This is a genomic window from Asaia sp. HumB (genome assembly GCF_030263835.1).
GTDB lineage: Bacteria > Pseudomonadota > Alphaproteobacteria > Acetobacterales > Acetobacteraceae > Asaia > Asaia bogorensis.
The window spans coordinates 1451401-1470522 of sequence record NZ_JARPML010000002.1 but is presented as its reverse complement, the minus strand read 5'-3'; the positions used below and the strand labels follow the sequence as shown (position 1 = coordinate 1470522).

General features: G+C 61.1%; 17 protein-coding genes. 2 read left to right on the top strand and 15 right to left on the bottom strand.

Annotation, left to right across the window (positions count from 1 at the left end):
* From P5689_RS07685 to P5689_RS07640, 10 genes are all read right to left on the bottom strand, one after another.
* Entirely contained in the window at window positions 1–1251 is a 1251-nt protein-coding gene (locus P5689_RS07685) for an allantoate amidohydrolase (protein WP_285532683.1), read from the bottom strand.
* A gap of 457 nt (window positions 1252–1708) precedes the next feature.
* Window positions 1709–2623, bottom strand: a complete 915-nt coding sequence (locus P5689_RS07680) for an FAD-binding protein (protein WP_023978279.1) — start codon at window positions 2621–2623, stop codon at window positions 1709–1711.
* Window positions 2624–2625: 2 nt separating this feature from the next.
* Window positions 2626–3375: an electron transfer flavoprotein subunit beta/FixA family protein gene (locus tag P5689_RS07675; RefSeq protein WP_062165572.1), complete on the bottom strand. Its 750-nt coding sequence runs from the start codon at window positions 3373–3375 to the stop codon at window positions 2626–2628.
* Window positions 3376–3434: 59 nt separating this feature from the next.
* On the bottom strand, window positions 3435–5078 hold the full coding sequence (locus tag P5689_RS07670; RefSeq protein WP_285532682.1) for an electron transfer flavoprotein-ubiquinone oxidoreductase: 1644 nt from the start codon (window positions 5076–5078) through the stop codon (window positions 3435–3437).
* A gap of 24 nt (window positions 5079–5102) precedes the next feature.
* Window positions 5103–5816, bottom strand: coding sequence for a tRNA (guanine(46)-N(7))-methyltransferase TrmB (locus tag P5689_RS07665; protein WP_285533861.1), 714 nt, complete (start codon window positions 5814–5816; stop codon window positions 5103–5105).
* A 9-nt stretch (window positions 5817–5825) separates the two neighbouring features.
* A complete protein-coding gene (gene metK / locus P5689_RS07660; protein ID WP_062165570.1) occupies window positions 5826–7013 on the bottom strand; it encodes a methionine adenosyltransferase in 1188 nt (395 codons plus the stop codon).
* 146 nt (window positions 7014–7159) lie between these two features.
* Window positions 7160–7903 (bottom strand): 4-hydroxy-tetrahydrodipicolinate reductase, encoded by a 744-nt coding sequence (dapB, locus tag P5689_RS07655; RefSeq protein ID WP_285532679.1) that lies wholly within the window; start codon window positions 7901–7903, stop codon window positions 7160–7162.
* Window positions 7904–7908: 5 nt separating this feature from the next.
* Window positions 7909–9051, bottom strand: coding sequence for a molecular chaperone DnaJ (gene dnaJ / locus P5689_RS07650; RefSeq protein ID WP_023978273.1), 1143 nt, complete (start codon window positions 9049–9051; stop codon window positions 7909–7911).
* Window positions 9052–9234: 183 nt separating this feature from the next.
* Window positions 9235–11139, bottom strand: coding sequence for a molecular chaperone DnaK (gene dnaK / locus P5689_RS07645; protein ID WP_122048582.1), 1905 nt, complete (start codon window positions 11137–11139; stop codon window positions 9235–9237).
* A gap of 129 nt (window positions 11140–11268) precedes the next feature.
* Window positions 11269–11856 carry a nucleotide exchange factor GrpE gene (locus P5689_RS07640; protein ID WP_062165566.1) on the bottom strand — a complete coding sequence of 196 codons (588 nt, stop codon included), beginning with the start codon at window positions 11854–11856 and terminating at the stop codon, window positions 11269–11271.
* Between the two features lie 261 nt (window positions 11857–12117).
* Between P5689_RS07640 and P5689_RS07635 the strand changes: the two genes are divergently transcribed.
* Together P5689_RS07635 and P5689_RS07630 are read left to right on the top strand one after the other, a co-directional pair.
* Complete coding sequence (locus P5689_RS07635) at window positions 12118–12831, top strand: response regulator transcription factor (protein ID WP_023978270.1); 714 nt, start codon at window positions 12118–12120, stop codon at window positions 12829–12831.
* Between the two features lie 6 nt (window positions 12832–12837).
* Window positions 12838–14637: an ATP-binding protein gene (locus tag P5689_RS07630; RefSeq protein ID WP_285532678.1), complete on the top strand. Its 1800-nt coding sequence runs from the start codon at window positions 12838–12840 to the stop codon at window positions 14635–14637.
* A gap of 11 nt (window positions 14638–14648) precedes the next feature.
* Here the strand turns inward: P5689_RS07630 and P5689_RS07625 are convergent, their stop codons facing one another.
* From P5689_RS07625 to P5689_RS07605, 5 genes are all read right to left on the bottom strand, one after another.
* Complete coding sequence (locus P5689_RS07625) at window positions 14649–15002, bottom strand: UrcA family protein (RefSeq protein ID WP_023978268.1); 354 nt, start codon at window positions 15000–15002, stop codon at window positions 14649–14651.
* A gap of 438 nt (window positions 15003–15440) precedes the next feature.
* Window positions 15441–15941, bottom strand: coding sequence for a disulfide bond formation protein B (locus tag P5689_RS07620; protein ID WP_023978267.1), 501 nt, complete (start codon window positions 15939–15941; stop codon window positions 15441–15443).
* Window positions 15938–17281 (bottom strand): trehalose-6-phosphate synthase, encoded by a 1344-nt coding sequence (locus P5689_RS07615; protein ID WP_023978266.1) that lies wholly within the window; start codon window positions 17279–17281, stop codon window positions 15938–15940. Before P5689_RS07615 ends, P5689_RS07620 begins: the two co-directional genes overlap by 4 nt.
* Window positions 17281–18024 (bottom strand): trehalose-phosphatase, encoded by a 744-nt coding sequence (gene otsB / locus P5689_RS07610; RefSeq protein ID WP_285532676.1) that lies wholly within the window; start codon window positions 18022–18024, stop codon window positions 17281–17283. Before otsB ends, P5689_RS07615 begins: the two co-directional genes overlap by 1 nt.
* 193 nt (window positions 18025–18217) lie before the next feature.
* Window positions 18218–19120, bottom strand: a complete 903-nt coding sequence (locus P5689_RS07605; protein WP_285532675.1) for a DUF2155 domain-containing protein — start codon at window positions 19118–19120, stop codon at window positions 18218–18220.
* Window positions 19121–19122: the final 2 nt, after the last annotated feature.

The window sequence follows — 19122 nt, the reverse complement described above, 5'->3', positions numbered from 1 at the left end:
TCACATCGTTTCTCCAAGTCGCGTGACGAAGGTCACCAGGGCCTGATGCGCCGCCTCGACATCGGCGTCATCGACAGATTCTGCGGGGTTGTGGCTGATCCCGCCCTTACAGCGGATGAACAGCATGGTCATGGGTGCGAGATTGGCCATGATCATGGCATCATGCCCGGCCTGGCTGAGCAGCATGGGGGGCGTGGTGCCCTGCCGTTCTTCCACGGCGCGGCCAAGCAGGGATGTCAGGCGTTCATCGCAAAGCGCGCCAGCCAGATCCTGTATGCGCTCGATATCGAGACGGATGCGCCTGCGTGTGCAGATGGCCTGCAGCGTGTCACTGACTTCCTGGGCAGCGCTTTCACGCACACCGGGTGTCACCGCCCTGATATCGATGGTCAGAGCGACCTTGCCCGGCACGATATTGGGGGCGCCGTTCTCGACAGTCAGCCAGCCCACTGTCGTCACGAGATCGACCGGGTCCTGTGCGCCGATGCGCTCGATGGCCGAAATTGCTTCGGCGGCGGCGGCCAGGGCATCGCGACGTTCGTGCATGGCCGTTCCGGCGTGGTCGGCTTCGCCTGTCAGCGTGACGCGAAAGCGATATTGAGAGGCGATGCCCCGCACCAGGCCGAGCGGCAGACTGGCGCGCTCCAGATGGGGGGCCTGCTCGATATGCGCTTCGATATAGGCGAAGACGTTCTGCCGTCTGGCGGTATGAAAGCGCGAGACATCCAGCCCCCAATCCGCAAGGGCCTGACGCAGTGACACGCCATCGCGATCGGTGATGCTGTCATCGATCTGCTGCTTCATGCCGGCAGCAGAGCGCGAGCCCATCATATAGGTGGGAAAACGGGAGCCTTCCTCATCTCCAAAACCGATGACCTCAAGCGCAAAAGGCAGTCTGAGGCCGCGCTCGTTGAAATAGGCCACGGTCTCGATGCCGAGCAACACACCCAGCATGCCGTCATAGCGCCCACCATCACGCACGCTGTCCACATGCGAGCCGATCAGCAGAACGGGTGCGTCGGGTGTCACACCCGCATAATGCCCGACGAGGTTTCCCACGGCATCGCTTTCAACACTCATGCCCGCCTGGTCCATCCACTGGGCCAGTCTGCCAATCGTGGCCCTGTGCGCCGGGCCGAGATAGGGGCGAAAGAGTCCGTCACTCTGGTCGCTATAGGGAGCGATACCGAGTTCGTCGCAACGCGCCCGGGCACGGGCGCCGCCTGCCTGAATGTCCATGATCTGGGTCATGTATACAAGCATGTCCCATGCGGCGACGAAAAACAATGGAAAGCTGTCCCACAGGAAAGATTCCGTTTCGTCGCGGCCCCATCGGCGTTGCGAGGCGCTTGAATATGGAGGCAATCATGGTGGGGTTATGAGCGCGCGCGACCTTGATGCGGTTTGCGGCCGCCTAAAATCAGATCGGTTTGATACCGTCTTGCGGAAGAGCGATGGCAAGCTGCGTATCGTCGGTATAACCGGTCAATTCCCCGGACTATATTGGCGCGAGCAGGTCGCGCCGTTGCCGCGTATCGCGATGGCTGGAACGGGTAGTTGCGAGACTGGGGGAAAAGCCTTCCCCTGCGTAGTGCATCCCACCGGAGAGGGGTAATGCGGCGCTCTGGCGCCAGACTACGAGCCAGAATGATCTGGCCGTAGGAAACCGAACCTGCCTTGCTGAACAAGAGGCAGGTTCGGGAAGTATTCAGGCGCCCAGTTCGGCCTTGAGCTGGGGCAGGATCTCGAACAGATCGCCCACGAGGCCGTAATCGGCCACGTTGAAGATCGGGGCTTCGGGGTCCATGTTGATCGCCACGATTACCCGGCTGTCCTTCATGCCTGCCAGATGCTGGATGGCGCCTGAAAGACCGACAGCGATATAGAGATCAGGGGCCACGATCTTGCCGGTCTGACCGACCTGCATCTCGTTCGGGGCAAACCCGGCATCCACCGCCGCGCGCGACGCACCAATGGCAGCGCCCAGCTTGTCGGCCACAGGCTCGAGCAGCTTGAAATTGGCTGCATCCTTCAGGCCGCGCCCACCCGAGATCACCACACGAGCCGATTCCAGCTCGGGGCGGTCGGAATGAGTCAGCTCGATGCCAACATATTCGGCGTCTGGCACCTCGACCGCAGCAGAGACGGCTTCGATCGGCGCCGAGGCGTCGCCCAGCTTGGCGGCTTCGAAATTGGCGTTACGCACGGTCAGCACCTTAATCGCATCGCGCGACCGCACGGTGGAGAGTGCGCTACCGGCATAGATCGGACGCACGAAGGTATCGGCGTCGATGATCTCGACCACTTCAGTGATCGGCTGCACATCCAGCAGACCAGCCACGCGGGGCAGGGTGTTCTTGCCATAAGCCGTCGCGGCGGAAACGATATGATCGTAATCCTTGGCGCGATCGGCAATCAGGGCGGCAATGCACTCGGCCAGATGCGGTGTGGAGTCCGCATGAAGAACGCGGGTGATCCCCTCGATCTTCGCGGCTTCCTGTGCGCCTTCTGCGCCGATCAGCAGCACATCGACAGCGCCGAAATGGCGGGCTGCGGCAACGGCAGAAAGGCTTGCCTTCTTGATGGCGTTGCCTTCGGCTTCGATCAGAACCAGAGTTGTCATGATCAGATCACCTTCGCTTCGTCACGCAGCTTGCCAACCAGCTCGGCAACGCTCGATACCTTGATACCGGCCTGACGCACGGGCGGCTCGACCACCTTCACTGTTTCCAGACGCGGCGTGATGTCCACGCCCAGCGTATCGGCAGCGATGGTCTCGAGCGGCTTTTTCTTGGCCTTCATGATGTTGGGCATGGTGGCGTAGCGCGGCTCGTTGAGGCGCAGATCGGTGGTGACCACGGCCGGGAGTGCCAGACGCACTGTTTCGAGCCCGCCATCGGCTTCACGCACCACAGTGATGCGCCCGTCCTCGACGGCAACCGAGCTGGCAAACGTGCCCTGCGGCCAGTTGAGGCGTGCTGCCAGGATCTGGCCGGTCGCATTCATGTCGTCATCAATGGCCTGCTTGCCCATGATGACCAGACCGGGATTTTCGCGATCCACGATGGCCTTGAGTAGCTTGGCGACAGCCAGCGGCTCCAGTTCGGCATCGGTCTGCACCAGAATGGCACGATCGGCACCCATGGCCATGGCCGTACGCAGAACGGGCTGAGCCTCGGCCACGCCGATGGTCACCACCACGATTTCGGAGGCAGCGCCTTTTTCGCGAAGCCTGACGGCTTCCTCGACAGCAATTTCATCGAAGGGATTCATCGACATCTTCACGCCTTGCGTGTCGACGCCGCTGTTATCGGCCTTGACGCGGGGCTTGATGTTGTAATCCACCACCCGCTTGACCGGGACCACTATCTTCATCTGTTTCTCGCCGATCCTGGAATTTGTCGTCAGGGTTCATACCTTATTGCGACTCAAAATCACATACCGACAGGATAATTCGGTCCACCGGCCCCTTCGGGCACACACCAGTCGATATTCTGCGTCGGATCCTTGATGTCGCAGGTCTTGCAGTGCACGCAGTTCTGCGCGTTGATCTGCAGGCGCATGGTGCTGTTTTCCTCCAGCGCCTCATACACACCGGCCGGGCAGTAGCGGCTTTCAGGTGAGCGGAAAATGCCCCAGTTGACCGGCAGCCATTTCGACGGGTCACGCAGCTTCAGATGGTCCGGCTGGTCCTCCTCATGATTGGTGCCCGACAGGAACACCGATGAGGTGAGGTCGAAGGTCAGCGTGCCATCCGGCTTCGGATAGGCAATGGGCTTGCACTGCTCGGCAGGCTTGAGCGCTTCATGATCCGTATGACGGAAATGCAGCGTCCAGGGCGCGCGGCCACGGAAAATCAGGCTGTCGATCCCGGCATAGAGCGCGCCAAGGCGATTGCCCCAGCGGGCAAAGGCGGGGCGCACATTGCGGGCCTCAAACAACTCCTTGAACAGCCATGAACTCTTGAAACGACGCGTATAGCTTGTGGCCTCGCAGGGGCCTTCGCTCCCCAGCGCCTCGGCCACGGCTTCGGCGGCCAGCATGCCGGATTTCATCGCTGTATGCGTGCCCTTGATCTTGGGCATGTTCAGGAAGCCTGCGGAGTCACCCGCCAGAACGCCACCCGGAAAGGACAGGCGCGGCAGGGATTGAAAGCCGCCTTCGGACAGCGCTCGCGCGCCATAGATCAGACGGCGACCGCCTTCGAGATGCTTCGCGAATTCGGGATGGGTCTTGAGGCGCTGCATCTCCTGAAAGGGAGAGAGCCAGGTATTGCTGTAATCCAGCCCGGTAACGAAGCCGTAGGAGACGAAGTTTTCGCCGAAATGATAGAGCCAGGCGCCGCCATAGGTGCCGTCATCCATCGGCCAGCCAAAGCTGTGCTGCACGAAGCCGGGCTTGTGTTTTTCGGCGGGAATTTCCCAAACTTCCTTGATGCCCAGCCCATAGGTCTGCGGGTCCACACCCTGACGCAGATTGAACCGCTTCATCACGCGCTGGCTGATCGAGCCGCGCACGCCTTCGGTCAGGATAGTCTGTCTTGCCCGAAGGATCATGCCGGGTGCAAAGTTCGGCCCCTGCTCGCCCTCACGCGTGATGCCCATATCGCCGGTGATGACACCGCACAGGCGGCCATCCTCGATATAGGGTTCGGCGGCGGCAAAGCCGGGGTAGATCTCGACGCCCATCTCCTCGGCCTGGGCGCCGAGCCAGCGGCAGACCTCGCCCAGCGACACGACATAATTGCCGTGATTGGCCATGGCGGGCATGAGCTTGTCGATAAAGGGTATGGCGAAGCCGCGCTTTTCGGTCAGGAAAAGCACTTTTTCTTCCGTCACCGGCGTTTTCAGCGGTGCACCGCGTTCCTGCCAGTCAGGGAAGAGCTCGGCCAGGGCGCGGGGTTCGATCACCGCACCCGAGACGATATGCGCCCCGATTTCGCTGCCTTTTTCAACAAGGCAGATCGTGGCTTCCGGCATGAGTTGACGCAGTCGGATGGCGGCGGAAAGGCCGGCGGGCCCTCCGCCGACGATCACCACGTCGAATTCCATTTCCTCGCGTTCGATTTGCGTGCTCATGCGGTGTTCCGATCCAACTCGGTATCAGGCACCGCGGCGCGTGAACGTCCAGTAGAACGGCACGCGGCCTTCGCGGTAGGCCTTGGCTTCATAGCGTGTGGGTGACCAGCCTTCGGGGCGCTCGCCTTTGGCAGGCGGGGGCGCATCGAACAGATCCTGCGCGCCCATGATCTCGAACACCCAGTCCTGATAGACGGGATGATCGCTCGCAACGCGCCAGACGGCGCCGGGCTTCAGCAGGCGGGCCAGTTCGCAAATATTCTCCGGGTGGATGAAGCGACGCTTGGCATGGCGTGCCTTGGGCCACGGATCGGGGAACATCAGATAGGCGCGGTCGAGGCAGTTATCGGGCAGGGATTTCAGCAGCTGACGCGCATCATCGGGCCAGATACGGAAATGATCCGGCGGGGTGATCGTGTCCTCTTCGCCTTCCGGTACGATGCGGGACATGAGCGAGCACAGCCCGTTCTCGAAAACCTCGGCGGCAATATAGCCGACATCCGGATTGCGCTGTGACTGATCGAGCGCATGTTCGCCGCCGCCGAACCCGATTTCAAGCCAGACGCCCTGAACAGGAGCGCCAGTGAAGGCGGCCTGCGGAGCGGCGGCCTGATCGGGGTTCAGACGGAGCCTGGGCAGAGCCTCATCGAGAAGGCGCTGCTGGCGGGCGCGGAGCGGGTGCCCGCGCTGGCGGCCATAAAGCCGCTCAGGCTGGGACTTGAGAGAGGTATCAGACAGTTGGGGACCTCAGCGGTTGAGGGCACCGCGCAGCGAGCTGACCAGATCGGTCTGCTCCCACGTGAAGTTGTCCAGTACCGGATCGGGCACGCGACCGAAATGGCCATAGGCCGAGGTCGGCACATAGATCGGACGGTTCAGGCGCAGATGCTTGCGGATGCCGCGCGGCGAGAGATCGACCATTTCGTTCAGCAGCTTGCCGAGACGGGCTTCGTCGATATCCTTGCCCGTGCCATCGAGATCCACATAGACCGAGAGCGGCTTGGACACGCCAATGGCGTAGCTGAGCTGGATGGTGCAGCGATCGGAAAGACCGGCAGCAACCACGTTCTTGGCCAGGTAGCGCGCGGCATAGGCAGCCGAACGGTCAACCTTGGTGGGGTCCTTGCCCGAGAAGGCGCCGCCGCCATGGGGGGCTGCACCACCATAGGTGTCGACAATGATCTTGCGACCCGTCAGGCCGGCATCGCCATCGGGACCACCGATCACGAAGTTGCCCGTCGGATTGACGTAGAATTCTTCTTCCGGGCACATCCAGCCTTCCGGCAGGACTTCACGGACCACTTCGCGCAGCATTTCGCGAATGGTGTTCTGGCGCATGCCTTCGATATGCTGCGTCGAGATCACGACCGAGGTCGCGCCAACGGGCTTGCCATCGACATAGCGCAGCGTGACCTGGCTCTTGGCATCCGGCAGCAGGCCGACGCCCAGAGCATGGCCGCTCTTGCGGTAGTCACGAACCTTTTCGAGGATCGACTGCGCGTAATAGAGCGGGGCCGGCATCAGGTGCTCGGTCTCGCGGGTGGCGAAGCCGAACATGATGCCCTGGTCGCCTGCGCCCTCATCCTTTTCGCCAGCGCTATCGACGCCAACAGCGATGTCGGCGGACTGCGCGTGGAGCAGCGAGGTGATTTCGGCGTTCTTCCAGGAAAAGCCTTCCTGATCGTAACCGATATCCTTGATGGCGTGACGCGCACGCTCGATCAGCAATTCGCTGGTGATCGAAGCCGGACCACGAACTTCACCGGCCAGAACGACACGGTTGGTGGTGCAGAGGGTTTCGCACGCAACGCGGGCTTCCGGGTCTGCTTCCAGATAAGCGTCCAGAACGGTATCGCTGATACGGTCAGAGACCTTGTCCGGATGACCTTCAGAAACGGATTCCGATGTGAAGAGAAATTCGCCGTAGTTACGCACTCAGGGACCTCGCAGGGAATGAGTGAAAGAAAGGAGTACGGACGTGCGACAACCTGCGCCCGACCCGCAAGAGAGGGCTGTCCTTAGAGGCATACAGCCGCAGGGGTCAAGCGTTTGTTATGTTTCAGACGCAAGGCAGGCCCGTTTCAGCCGCCGAATATTTCCGTCATCTCGTACAACCCGGCTGGTTTACCTGCCACAAAGCGGGCAGCCTTTACAGCACCCTGGGCAAAGACCCGTCGGTCGAAGGCACGATGTGACAGGGTGATCTGTTCCGTACTCGAAGTCAGGATCAGGCTGTGCTCGCCCACAATCTGCCCGGCCCGCAGTGAGGCAAAACCGATAGCCTCCTCACCCCGTACGCCTGAGCGATTGACTTCCATGACGTCATTCAGTGCGACACCACGGCCCTCGGCAAGGCGCTCACCAATGGCGAGGGCCGTGCCGGAAGGGGCGTCGCGCTTCTGACGGTGATGCGTTTCCAGGATTTCAGCATCATATTCGTGGGCCGGAAGTCTGGCGCCGAGTTGACGTGCCAGATCGAGCAACATGGTCAGGCCGGGTGCGAAATTGGCAGCTCGCAGCACCGGGATCCGCGTTGCGGCTGCGCGAATGGCCAGTTCTTCCGCAGCGCCGAACCCTGTTGTCCCGATCACCCAGCCGCAGCCAGCCTGCGCGAAGGCTTCGGCATTGGCCAGTATTGCAGCCGGGCTGCTGACATCGATCACAACATCGCTGCACGCCGCCAGCTGAGCCGGATCTGTCATGATACGCTTCTGCGGATCGGCCTTGCGTGCCAGCCCACCGGACAGCTCAAGCCCGGATGCCGCGACTTCCTCGACGCAAAGCGCCCCGAGGCGACCGGTGATACCTGCAATGCCGATACGCATGGCTCTTACTTCCCTTCGAAGAAGTCCTTGACCTTGGCGAAGAACCCCGTGTGCTCGGGATTGGCCTTTTCCTGCTCCTGAGCCTCACCAGCCTCGGCCTCGAAAGCCTCGAGAAGTTCCTTCTGGCGGGCGTTGAGGTGATGCGGCGTCTCCACGGCAACCTGGATATACATATCACCCCGTGCGCTGGAACGCAGCACCGAGAAGCCCTTGCCACGCAGGCGGAAATTCTCGCCCGATTGCGTGCCGGCGGGAATTTTCACCTTGGCGCGGCTGCCATCGATGACAGGCACCTCGATTTCCGTACCGAGCGCCGCCTGCGTCATGCGAAGCGGCACGCGGCAATAGATGTTGGCGCCATCGCGCTGGAAGATATCGCTGCCACCCACTGCGACATGCACATAGAGATCGCCCGGCTGGATACCGCTGCCACCGGCTTCGCCCTCGCCCGTCAGGCGGATGCGTGTGCCATCTTCCACGCCGGCGGGAATGGGAACCTCGATCGAACGCGTCTGCTCGGTTGTGCCGCTTCCCTTGCAGCTTTTGCAGGGATTACGCACGACCTTGCCCGAGCCCTTGCAGGTGGGGCAGGGACGCTCGACCAGAAAAAAGCCCTGCTGTGCACGCACGGCACCAGCGCCATGACAGGTCGGGCAGGTAACATCGCCGGGGTTGCTGTCAGCCGATCCCGTACCGTGGCAGCTTTCGCAGGCGACGCGGGTACGGATTTCGACCGGCTTCTTGACGCCTTCATAGGCCTCGGAAAGCGAGATTTCGACCTGAACCTGAATGTCGTTGCCGGTGCGACGACGGCCGCCACCACGACGGCCTCCCATCATGTCGCCAAACATCTCGAAGATGTCATCGAGGCCACCGCCGCCGAATCCGCCCCCAAAACCACCGCCGCCCATACCGCCATTTTCAAAGGCAGCATGACCGAAGCGGTCATAGGCAGCACGCTTCTGTTCGTCTTTCAGAACATCATAGGCTTCGTTGATTTCCTTGAACTTGTGCTCGGCCGTTTCATCGCCCGGATTACGGTCGGGATGAAAGCGCATGGCCTGCTTGCGATAGGCCTTTTTGAGCTCATCGGCAGAGGCTGTGCGGGAGACTTCAAGAACAGCGTAGAAATCGATCTTGGTGGCCATGGGAGTCCTCGTCAGGAGATCCAGGGATCAGAATATGCGGCCTGTAATGACCAGCGGGGGCAATCAAAGCAACGCGGATAAAAACCGCGCCGGGCTGAACGGCGAAACGCCCGCCCTTCCCTCAGGAAGGACGGGCGTCAAAAGCATCGAGCCTCTGGAGGGGCGAACCCCTCCTCGGGGAGATCAGTGCTTCTTGCTGTCGTCCACGTCCTCGAAATCGGCATCGACGACGTTTTCGTCCTTGGCAGAATGGGCTTCGCCACCGGCGGCACCCTCTTCAGCCTGAGACTGGGCATAGACAGCCTGACCGATCTTCATGGCAGCCTGGGTCAGACGCTCGGTCGCCGATTTCAGGGCCTCAAGATCCGTACCGTTCATGGCTTCGCGGGTCGCAGCCACTGCCGATTCCGCCTCAGCCTTGTCAGCTGCCGGAACCTTGTCGCCAGCTTCGGTCAGCGACTTTTCAGTCTGATGGATCAGGGCCTCGGCGCTGTTGCGCTGCTCGACCATCTCGCGCTTGGCCTTGTCTGCCGTGGCATTGGCCTCGGCTTCCTTCACCATACGGTCGATATCGGCATCGTTCAGACCACCAGAAGCCTGGATCTTGATCTGCTGTTCCTTGTTGGTCGCCTTGTCCTTGGCCGACACGTTGACGATACCGTTGGCATCGATGTCGAACGTGACTTCGATCTGCGGCACACCACGCGGAGCCGGAGCAATCCCGGTGAGGTCGAAATTACCGAGCAGCTTGTTGTCTGCCGCCATTTCGCGCTCGCCCTGATAGACCTTGATGGTCACGGCGCTCTGGTTGTCATCAGCCGTCGAGAAGGTCTGGCTCTTCTTGGTCGGGATCGTCGTGTTGCGATCGATCAGACGGGTGAAGACACCGCCCAGCGTCTCGATGCCCAGCGAAAGCGGGGTCACGTCGAGAAGCAGAACATCCTTCACGTCGCCCTTGAGCACGGCGCCCTGAACTGCGGCACCGATCGCCACCACTTCGTCAGGGTTGACGTTGCGGGCGGGTTCCTTGCCGAAGAACTGCTTCACGGTCTCGATGACCTTCGGCATACGCGTCATGCCACCAACGAGAATGACTTCGTCGATTTCAGCCGGGGTAACCGAGGCATCCTTGAGCGCTGCACGGCACGGGCCGAGCGTACGCTGCACCAGATCCTCGACCAGGCTTTCCAGCTTGGCGCGGCTCAGCTTGACCACGAGATGCTTCGGGCCCGAGGCATCAGCCGTGATGAAGGGCAGGTTGATCTCGGTTTCCTTGGAGGAGGAAAGCTCGATCTTGGCCTTCTCGGCGGCTTCCTTCAGGCGCTGCAGAGCCAGCTTGTCGCCGCGCAGGTCGATGCCCTGGTCGCGCTTGAACTCGTCTGCAAGGTAGCCAATGATGCGGTTGTCGAAGTCTTCACCACCAAGGAACGTGTCACCGTTGGTGGACTTCACTTCGATCACGCCATCAGAGATCTCGAGGATCGACACGTCGAACGTGCCACCACCAAGGTCATAAACGGCCACCGTGCCGGAATCGCGCTTGCCAAGGCCATAGGCCAGAGCGGCAGCGGTCGGCTCGTTGATGATACGCAGCACTTCAAGACCGGCGATACGACCGGCATCGCGCGTTGCCTGACGCTGGGCGTCATTGAAGTAGGCCGGAACCGTGATGACGGCCTGGGAAACGGTCTCACCGAGATAGGCCTCGGCGGTTTCCTTCATCTTGCCCAGCACGAAGGCGGAGATCTGCGACGGTGCGTAGTTCTCGCCACGGGCGCGGACCCATGCATCGCCGTTATCGCCACGTACGATTTCGTACGGGACCATTTCCTTGTCCTTGGCGACGGTCGGGTCGTCGTAGCGACGGCCGATCAGACGCTTGACGGCATACAGTGTATCGGAAGGGTTGGTGACAGCCTGGCGCTTGGCAGCCTGTCCAACCAAACGCTCACCGTTGGCGGTGAAAGCGACCATGGACGGCGTGGTGCGTGCGCCTTCGCTGTTCTCGATGACCTTGGTCTCATCGCCTTCGCGGATCGCGACGCAAGAGTTCGTGGTGCCAAGGTCAATACCAATGACTTTGCTCATATTTCAGTCCTTTCAGCGGCGTCATCCGGCCCATTCAGGCACCGGGCAACGCCCTTGTTTTCGTCTCCCTGCCTCGGCAGGGGCGGGTTACAGATAAAATCTAGGAGCGCATGACGAGGGTTTCAAGCCTCATTCTGCGGCTTTGTTGCCGCCCTTCGCCACAACGACCATGGCGGGCTTGAGCAGACGGCCATTAAGCGTCCAGGTGGGGGTCCAGGCCTGCATTACCGTACCATCCGCGTGTTCGTCGCTCGGCTGCTCGGCCATCGCCTGATGCAGATTGGCATCGAACACCTCGCCCACCGGATGCTGGCAGGTAATGCCATTGCGTTCCAGAATGCCAAGGAAAGAGCGTTCCGTGCTCTCGAAGCCCTCGCGCAGCTTGGCGACGAGCCCTTCTTCACCCTCGGCCTTGGGCGGCAGGGAGGCAAGGCCACGCTGCAGGTTTTCAGCCGCTTCGACCACATCCTTGGCGAATTTTTGCACCGCATACTGGCGGGCATCTTCCACTTCGCGCTTGGCGCGGGTGCGGTAATTCTGCATCTCGGCTTCGGAGCGCATCCACTTGTCGCGGAATTCCTCAACCTGGGCTTCCAGCTCGGCAATACGGGATTCAGGCGTCTGGCCTGCCGTATCGGTGGTGGCCTCTGCCGCTTCGGCGGTCTCGGGTGCCGGGGCGTCGTTCTGCGCGTCGTGCAGCGTGTTCTCAGTCGTCATCGTGGTCGCAACCTCGAAAAATCGGGCCCGGTTAGGCCGGGCAGCAAAAGGTCGGCTTCAGCGTACTCCCCCGCAACGGGGCGAGCATGACCGCCAGAAGCCACGGAAACACTCGGGTCGACCATCCAGCGATGTCCGACCGTTTTCGGCAGCCCCGTCTTGGGCGCAGCCGCGTGGTAAGATATAGGTGGCTGTGACAAGCCATATGCCAACCCCCCTTGGATTGGCAACAGGCAGAAATTGAAGGCGGATACATCGCGCATGGAGACGACAAAGCACACCATCGCCCTGGTGGATGATGACCGTAACATCCTCACTTCGGTCCAGATGACGCTGGAGGCCGAAGGGTTTGTTGTGCACGCCTATACCGATGGCGAAGCCGCCCTGCAGGGCATATTGGCGCGCCCTGTCAGTCTGGCAGTGCTGGATATCAAGATGCCGCGCATGGATGGTATGGAACTGTTGCAGCGCCTGCGGGCGCGCTCATCCCTGCCGGTCATCTTCCTCTCCTCCAAGGATGAGGAACTGGACCAGCTCATGGGCCTGCGCCTTGGGGCGGATGACTACATCACCAAGCCTTTCTCGCAGCGCCTGCTGCTGGAGCGCATCCGCGCCCTGCTGCGCCGGCAGGACGCCAGCCGCGCCGAGGGCAGCGGCACGTCAGGCGCAGGCGCCGCTATCGTGCGTGGCAGCCTCACCCTTGATGAGACGCGCCATCAGTGCCTCTGGGCGGGGCAGGATATCATGCTGACCGTCACAGAATTCCTGCTGGTCAAGGCGCTGGCTCTTCGTCCGGGCATGGTGAAATCACGCGACCAGCTGATCGATGCGGCTTACGGCGAAAATATCTATGTGGATGACCGCACCATCGACAGCCACATCAAGCGTGTCCGCAAGAAGTTCAGGCAGATCGATGACAACTTCAACCAGATCGAGACCCTGTACGGCATAGGATATCGCTACAAGGAAGACTGAGCCAGAATGCCGCAGCGTGAATCATTCGGCAGGCGGTCGCGGCGCGGTGCGCCGGGCGGTATGTCACAGGCCTTCAGACGCCTGCGTCGGCGCTCGTTTCGCCATGGTGACACGCTGGCGCTGGAGGCCGGACGCGAGAGCCGCCGGACGACACGTCGCTTCCGTCTGCCGCGTTTCGCCTCGCCGCTCATGCGGCGCATCTTCCTGCTCAACACGCTGCCTCTGGCCATTCTGGCCGTCACGCTGCTCTTCCTGAACGACTTCCAGAACAGCCTGCTTGAAACCGATGTGAATGCCCTGCGCGAGCAGGCCCATATCTACGCGGCGGCCATGGGGCAGATTGCCGTGGTGCGCGACCCGGCCCGTCATCCCTTTCCCGGTGCCGAATTCATGCTCGACGGGGCGCAGGCGCGGCCCTTGTTGCTTCGGCTGACCGAACCCAGCCCCAATGTGCGCGCGCGCCTTGTCGGGCCGGATGGCACGCTGGTGGCCGACAGTCTGAACGAAGCCGCCCTTGTGCGCCGCGATCGCAAGGGGCAGTCGGGGGCGGGCGAGCCTGCGCCGCCGCCACGCTGGCAGCCGCCACGCAATAACGGCATCGAAATTGCCTATGAATGGCTGCTTTCCCTGCTGCCGCTCTCCTCCCGCGAGGGGATTGTCATGCTGGAAACGCAGGACGCGCCGCCGCCTCTGCGCTCGGCAGGCGAATATCGGGGTGCCGAAGCTGCGCCCTATATCCGGCGCACCCCCGAGCATGAGCTGGTGATCACGGTAGCAGAGCCGGTCATCCATGACGGTCAGACCGTGGGGATCATCCAGCTTACACGCCAGGCCCAGGAAGTCGATCGTTCGCTGTTTGCTGTCCGGTCCTCCATACTCTCGCTGTTTCTGGCCGCAATGGCTGTGACGGTCCTGCTGTCATGGTATCTCTCGATCACCATCGCCCGCCCGCTGCTGCGTCTTGCGGTGGCGTCGCATGACATGCGCGATGTGGCCGGGCGCGCTGACAGCGTGCCGGAATCCCTGCTGGTACGCCGTGACGAAATTGGCGTGCTTGCGCGAGCCCTGCGTGGCAGCGTGCTGGCACTATGGGCCCGCATGGACGCGATCGAGCGCTTTGCGGCCGATGTGAGCCATGAAATCAAGAATCCGCTTTCATCCATCCGCTCGGCCATCGAGACGTTGCCGCGTATCGAGAACCGTGAACGACAGACGCGCCTGCTGGCGATCATCAACAACGATGTCCGCCGTCTGGACCGGCTGATTACCGATATTGCGGATGCAAGCCGTATCGACGCAGAGCTGTCACGAACGCGCTCTGAACCCGTGGCGGTCGGTATGCTGCTCTCCATCCTGACGGAGATGCATCAGACAACGCGCAAGCCCGAAGACGCGATCATCATTCTTGATGACTCACACGACGATGCCAATCATCCGCTGCGTGTACTGGCTGTCGAGGACCGTCTTGTTCAGGTCCTGCGCAATCTCATTGGCAATGCCATTTCATTCTCTCCCCCGCGCGGGCACATAACGCTCTTCATGCGCCCCGAGGACAGGCAGATCCGTATAACGGTGAGTGATGAGGGGCCGGGCATTCCGCCTCTCAAACTCGAGGATATTTTTGACCGCTTCTATTCGGAGCGACCCCAGACCGAGAATTTCGGCCAGCATTCAGGCCTGGGGCTGGCGATCAGCCGCCAGATTATCGAGGCCCTTCACGGGACGCTCCATGCCGAGAACCGTTATGACGAAACGGGTCGGATTATAGGCGCTCGTTTCGTCATCCTGTTGCCACGCGCGCTGTAGCGCCTTTTCGCTCACGAACGGGCCAGACGCGTCTGGCCGGCCAGGGTGCGGCGGGCATAGATATTGCGCATCTGCTGTACGCCGTTTTCGTAGGCGGCCTGCGTGCATTCCTCGATATCGGCTTCGCGGCGATCGCTGGCGCCTACCGTACGTTCACAGATATCGGCTGCCTTGACACGAATGGTATCGGCAACGCGATTCCAGTCGCGGTCAGATTTCAGGTCGGTGTTGGAAACATCAATCTGAGCCGTCTGGTTTGCTGCGGCCTGCACGTTCTCGACCACAATGTCTTTCGCCAGAGCAGGCTGGGCAGCAAGAGCGACAAGGCTGGCAGCGGCGATGAAAGACTTGGTGAATGCGAACATGATTGAAATCCCTATGTGCCTCAGGCCCTTTGCCTGATGGTCTGATTTCTTTCATGCAAGCACCGTGCCAAACTCGATTTACGGGCTTTATTCCGGGAGTTTTTTATTATTATGCCGATCTGTGTGAGATAAATTACCGATAAATGGCAACATAGGTCATGATATGGCGAAAGCTCCCAGAATTCTTGCGAGTGCAATCGGGAGATAAGACTCTCACCCACCTCGTATGAGAATTTTCCACGATAGCAAGCATAGACAGCGAGGTGCCAAATGCTACAGCTCCGACGATCAGGGCGGGGATTGCAGGCGCAGGACCCGTTGTGGATAGAGGTTGACACTTTTCTTGCGTGGCCTCGGAACCGGATAATCCCCTGAGCCCTGCCAGCATCTATCTGTTTCGACAGGGATTGGGCGTATCAGGCGGAAACCGCGACCGGTTCAGCGTGCCGCGTGCCAGCGCCGGGCCTGAAGCACGACGCTATAGCTGACAAGGATGAACAGCAGCGCGGCGGCAATACCGCCAAGGACCGTCATCGAAACAGGCAGATGAAAGAGATAGGTCGGGTCATCGCAGGGTTTGGCGGGGCGAAGAGGCATACTGGCCATACGCTCGCGAAAGCTGGCACCTGTATGAAATACGGGTGCGTGACAGGCAGGAAGCGGGCTTTCCCACCATTTCTGCTCAACACCATTATGGAGCCCGGCCAGCATGACGGCTGCTGCGAGGGCTGGCAGACTTAGGACCGTGGCCCAGAACCCGACCATACCCGGGATGAGCAGGGCCAGAACGCCAAGAAAGGCGACGATGCGCCACGGCGCCCGCTCGATAAGGCAAAGCTCGCATGGGGCATAGCCGAGCACGTGCTCGGCCCACCAGGCGACGCCAATTGCGGCCATACCGGCGAAAAACAGTAATCCACCGGTCAGTCGAGCAATCATTCCTGTCTTTCGGTCTCTCTGAGCATTTCAAGAAAACGATCGGCCCAGTTTGCTGCGGTATTCTGGGTGACGTCGTAGTGTAGAGCCTGCCAGCGTCTTTGCCGCTCTTCAAGGCTCATTGTGATCCCGGCATGGATCGCATCGGCAATGCCTTCGTGATCATACGGGTTCACCATGAGGGCCTGCTCCATTTCAGGTGCAGCGCCGGCGAGCGATGACAGGATGAGGGCGCCTGGATTGTCGGCGCTTTGCGCAGCGACAAATTCCTTGGCCACGAGATTCATGCCATCGCGCAACGGGGTGACCAGTGCCACATCGGCGATGCGGTGGAAACCGGCCAGAACCTCGCGCGGGACAGACTGGGTGAGGTAGCGAATGGGTGACCAGTCGAAGTTACCGTGCATGGCATTGATATGCCCTGCCATCTCATCAAGCTCACGACGCAGCGCACGATAGCTGGCGACACCGGCGCGTGAGACGGGTGTGATCTGCAGGAGAACCGTCTCACCCTTATGCTCGGGGTAGCGGTTGAGAAAAGTCTCGTAGCCGTGGATGCGTTCCGGGATCCCCTTGGAATAGTCGAGGCGATCCACGCCAAGGATGAGCTTGCGGCCACGAAGGGACGCATGAAGGCGCTGCACCTCCTCGGCCATGACATTCTGTTCGGCCTGCTCGCTGAATTCGACCGGGTCGATGCCGATCGGGAAATGAACGGCGCGGTTGGGCAGATTATTGGCTTCGAAGCACCCGTTCATGTTGCGGGCATCTTCCTCGGTCTGCACACCGATGAGGTCATAGGCAGCCATCTCACGCAGCATTTCCTCGGCGCAGGGAAGCACACGTGTCACGCTCCAGGGCGGGAACGGAATGTGCAGGAAAAAGCCGATCTTGGCCTTTACGCCACGCCGACGCAGCTTCGCGCCCAGCGGGAAGAGATGGTAGTCATGCACCCAGAGCGTATCGTCCTCGCGCAAGAGAGGAACGAGTTGATCGGCAAAGAGGGCATTGACCTCGCGATAGACCTGATAATCGATCCGTTTGTAGTCGATGATCCCGATGCGATAATGGCAGAGCGGCCAGAGCAGCCCGTTGGAGAATTTCTCGTAGAAATGCTCGTACTCGCTGCGCGTCAGATCGATCGTGGCATAGGTGCAGCTCTCATGGGTGTCGAGCTTGGGCGTCTGCTCGCGAGATTGCGTGGTGTGGCGGCCTGACCAGCCAAACCAGAGGCTCTCCGTGCCACGCACGGCATCGCGTACGCCCACGGCCAGACCGCCTGCGGGCTGGCTGCGTTCGCGCGGAGCAGGGACACGGTTGGAAACAACGACGAGGCGACCCATCAGGCAGTCTCCACATAACGGGCAAGCCATGCCCTGAATTCATGGGCGGTCGGGAAGTCATCAGGAATGAGATAACCGAACCCGCCAAGGGCCTTGGCGGCCCGAACGCCGTCCATGTCAGTCACGTCGTCACCGACAAAAACCGGCACGCGTCCGGCGAAAGGAGGCTGCGCCATCAGAGCCTCGACGGCATTGCCTTTGTGAATACCGGCAAGGCGGATTTCCCAGGCCATCTTGGACGGATGGATTTCAAAATCATCCTGACCCGCCAGCCATGCGGTGATTTCCTGCTCGAAAATGATGCCAGCGTCGGGATTGCCGCGATAATGCAGCACGAGCCCCGCCTTCTTGCGTTCGAGCGCCGTATTTGGGAAACGCCCTATCAGGGCTTCGGCACGGCTTTGCCATTCCGGGGGCAGGGGCGTTGTGACAACAGGTTCTTCCTGTCCATCGAGGCTGCGGCGCAGGGTAAGCCCATGCTCGCCTGCAACAGCGGTCGGAATACCAGGCAGAAAATGGTCGATCTGTTCGATCGGACGCCCGGTAACGATGGCAAGCGCACCGCCGCAACGGTCTCTGAGGCGCAGCAATGTCTCGATCAGGCCGGGCTCGACCTGAACAGAAGCCGGGGTTGGGGCAATATCGACCAAAGTCCCGTCGAAATCGAGCAGAAAGGCTGCGTGATCCGCAGAGGGCGCGATTGGGCCAGATGACGGAGTCGCCGTGGGAGAGGGGGTTGTCATGGGTTTGATAACTTCCTCATTGATACGCGGTTGCACCGAAATACAGGCACAGCTGCGTTATCAGCCACAAATCTGATCAGAATATGGTCGTCATGTCATTTTGTTGCTTTGCACTCGATCCGCGACACTGGATCGGGCTTGTCGGACGGCGTGGCGACCGGACGCCAGGCCGTCAATGGGCAGGCCTGCGATGTTACTGTCCGTAGGGCTGCGGGGGCGGAAGGGGCTGACCACTGCCATTCGATGGCGCGCTGTTTGATACCGGCCCGCCCGAAAGGGGCGCTAGTTGCATGGGACCACCCTGATCGGCGCTGGACGAAGGAGACTGGGGGGTACGAGGGAGTGATTGTCCCTGGCTCGTCTCGTTGCGGGTGGGCTGATTGTAAGCCCCTCCCATGGGGTGTGAGCTGTTTGCAGGGTCACCGAGCGGCGTGAGGCGGGTCGGCCCGGCCGAAGCGCCACTGGCCGGGTTGCCACCATTTGCCGGAAGTGTGCCGGAGCGCACAGGCAACGCAGCAGAACCCTGCGACGGATCGTTCAGATCGCCCGGCTGGCTCTGCGCGCTATCAGGCGTATTCGCGCCCAGAACAGGCACGACCGGCTGCGGCAGTGGGGCGAGTGTGGGGTCGGCCTTCGGGCCAGAGCATGCAACCACTGAAATGCCGTAGAGCGCGCTCTTGTAGGTGCCGAGCGAAGGTTCCTGCGCCAGAATCCAGCCCGTGTAATGGGCACCGGGGTCCGTGTCGTCGCTGGTTGTAATGAGGGCTGCCGCATTGCTCGGCAGGGTTTCGGGACGTTCGACGCAGCGCGTAACGCCAAGATGCAGGCTGCGATATTGCGCCTGCCCCCCAACCGGAATGGTCATTGTCTCGATATGGGAGTCGGTTCGGTTGAGAACGCGGATCACAGCCTCACCGCGACCTTGCCACAGACCAGCCGGATACATCACCGGAGGCGCCACAGCTTCCGCCGCCAGAGCGGGCATGGAAGAGGCGGTCATAAGGGCAATGACAGTCACAGGCGTGAGGCCGGACAAACGCAGGACGCGCTTGTGGCCCTGTGTATGAACAAGAGCGTGTATCCCGGTGCGTTTCATAG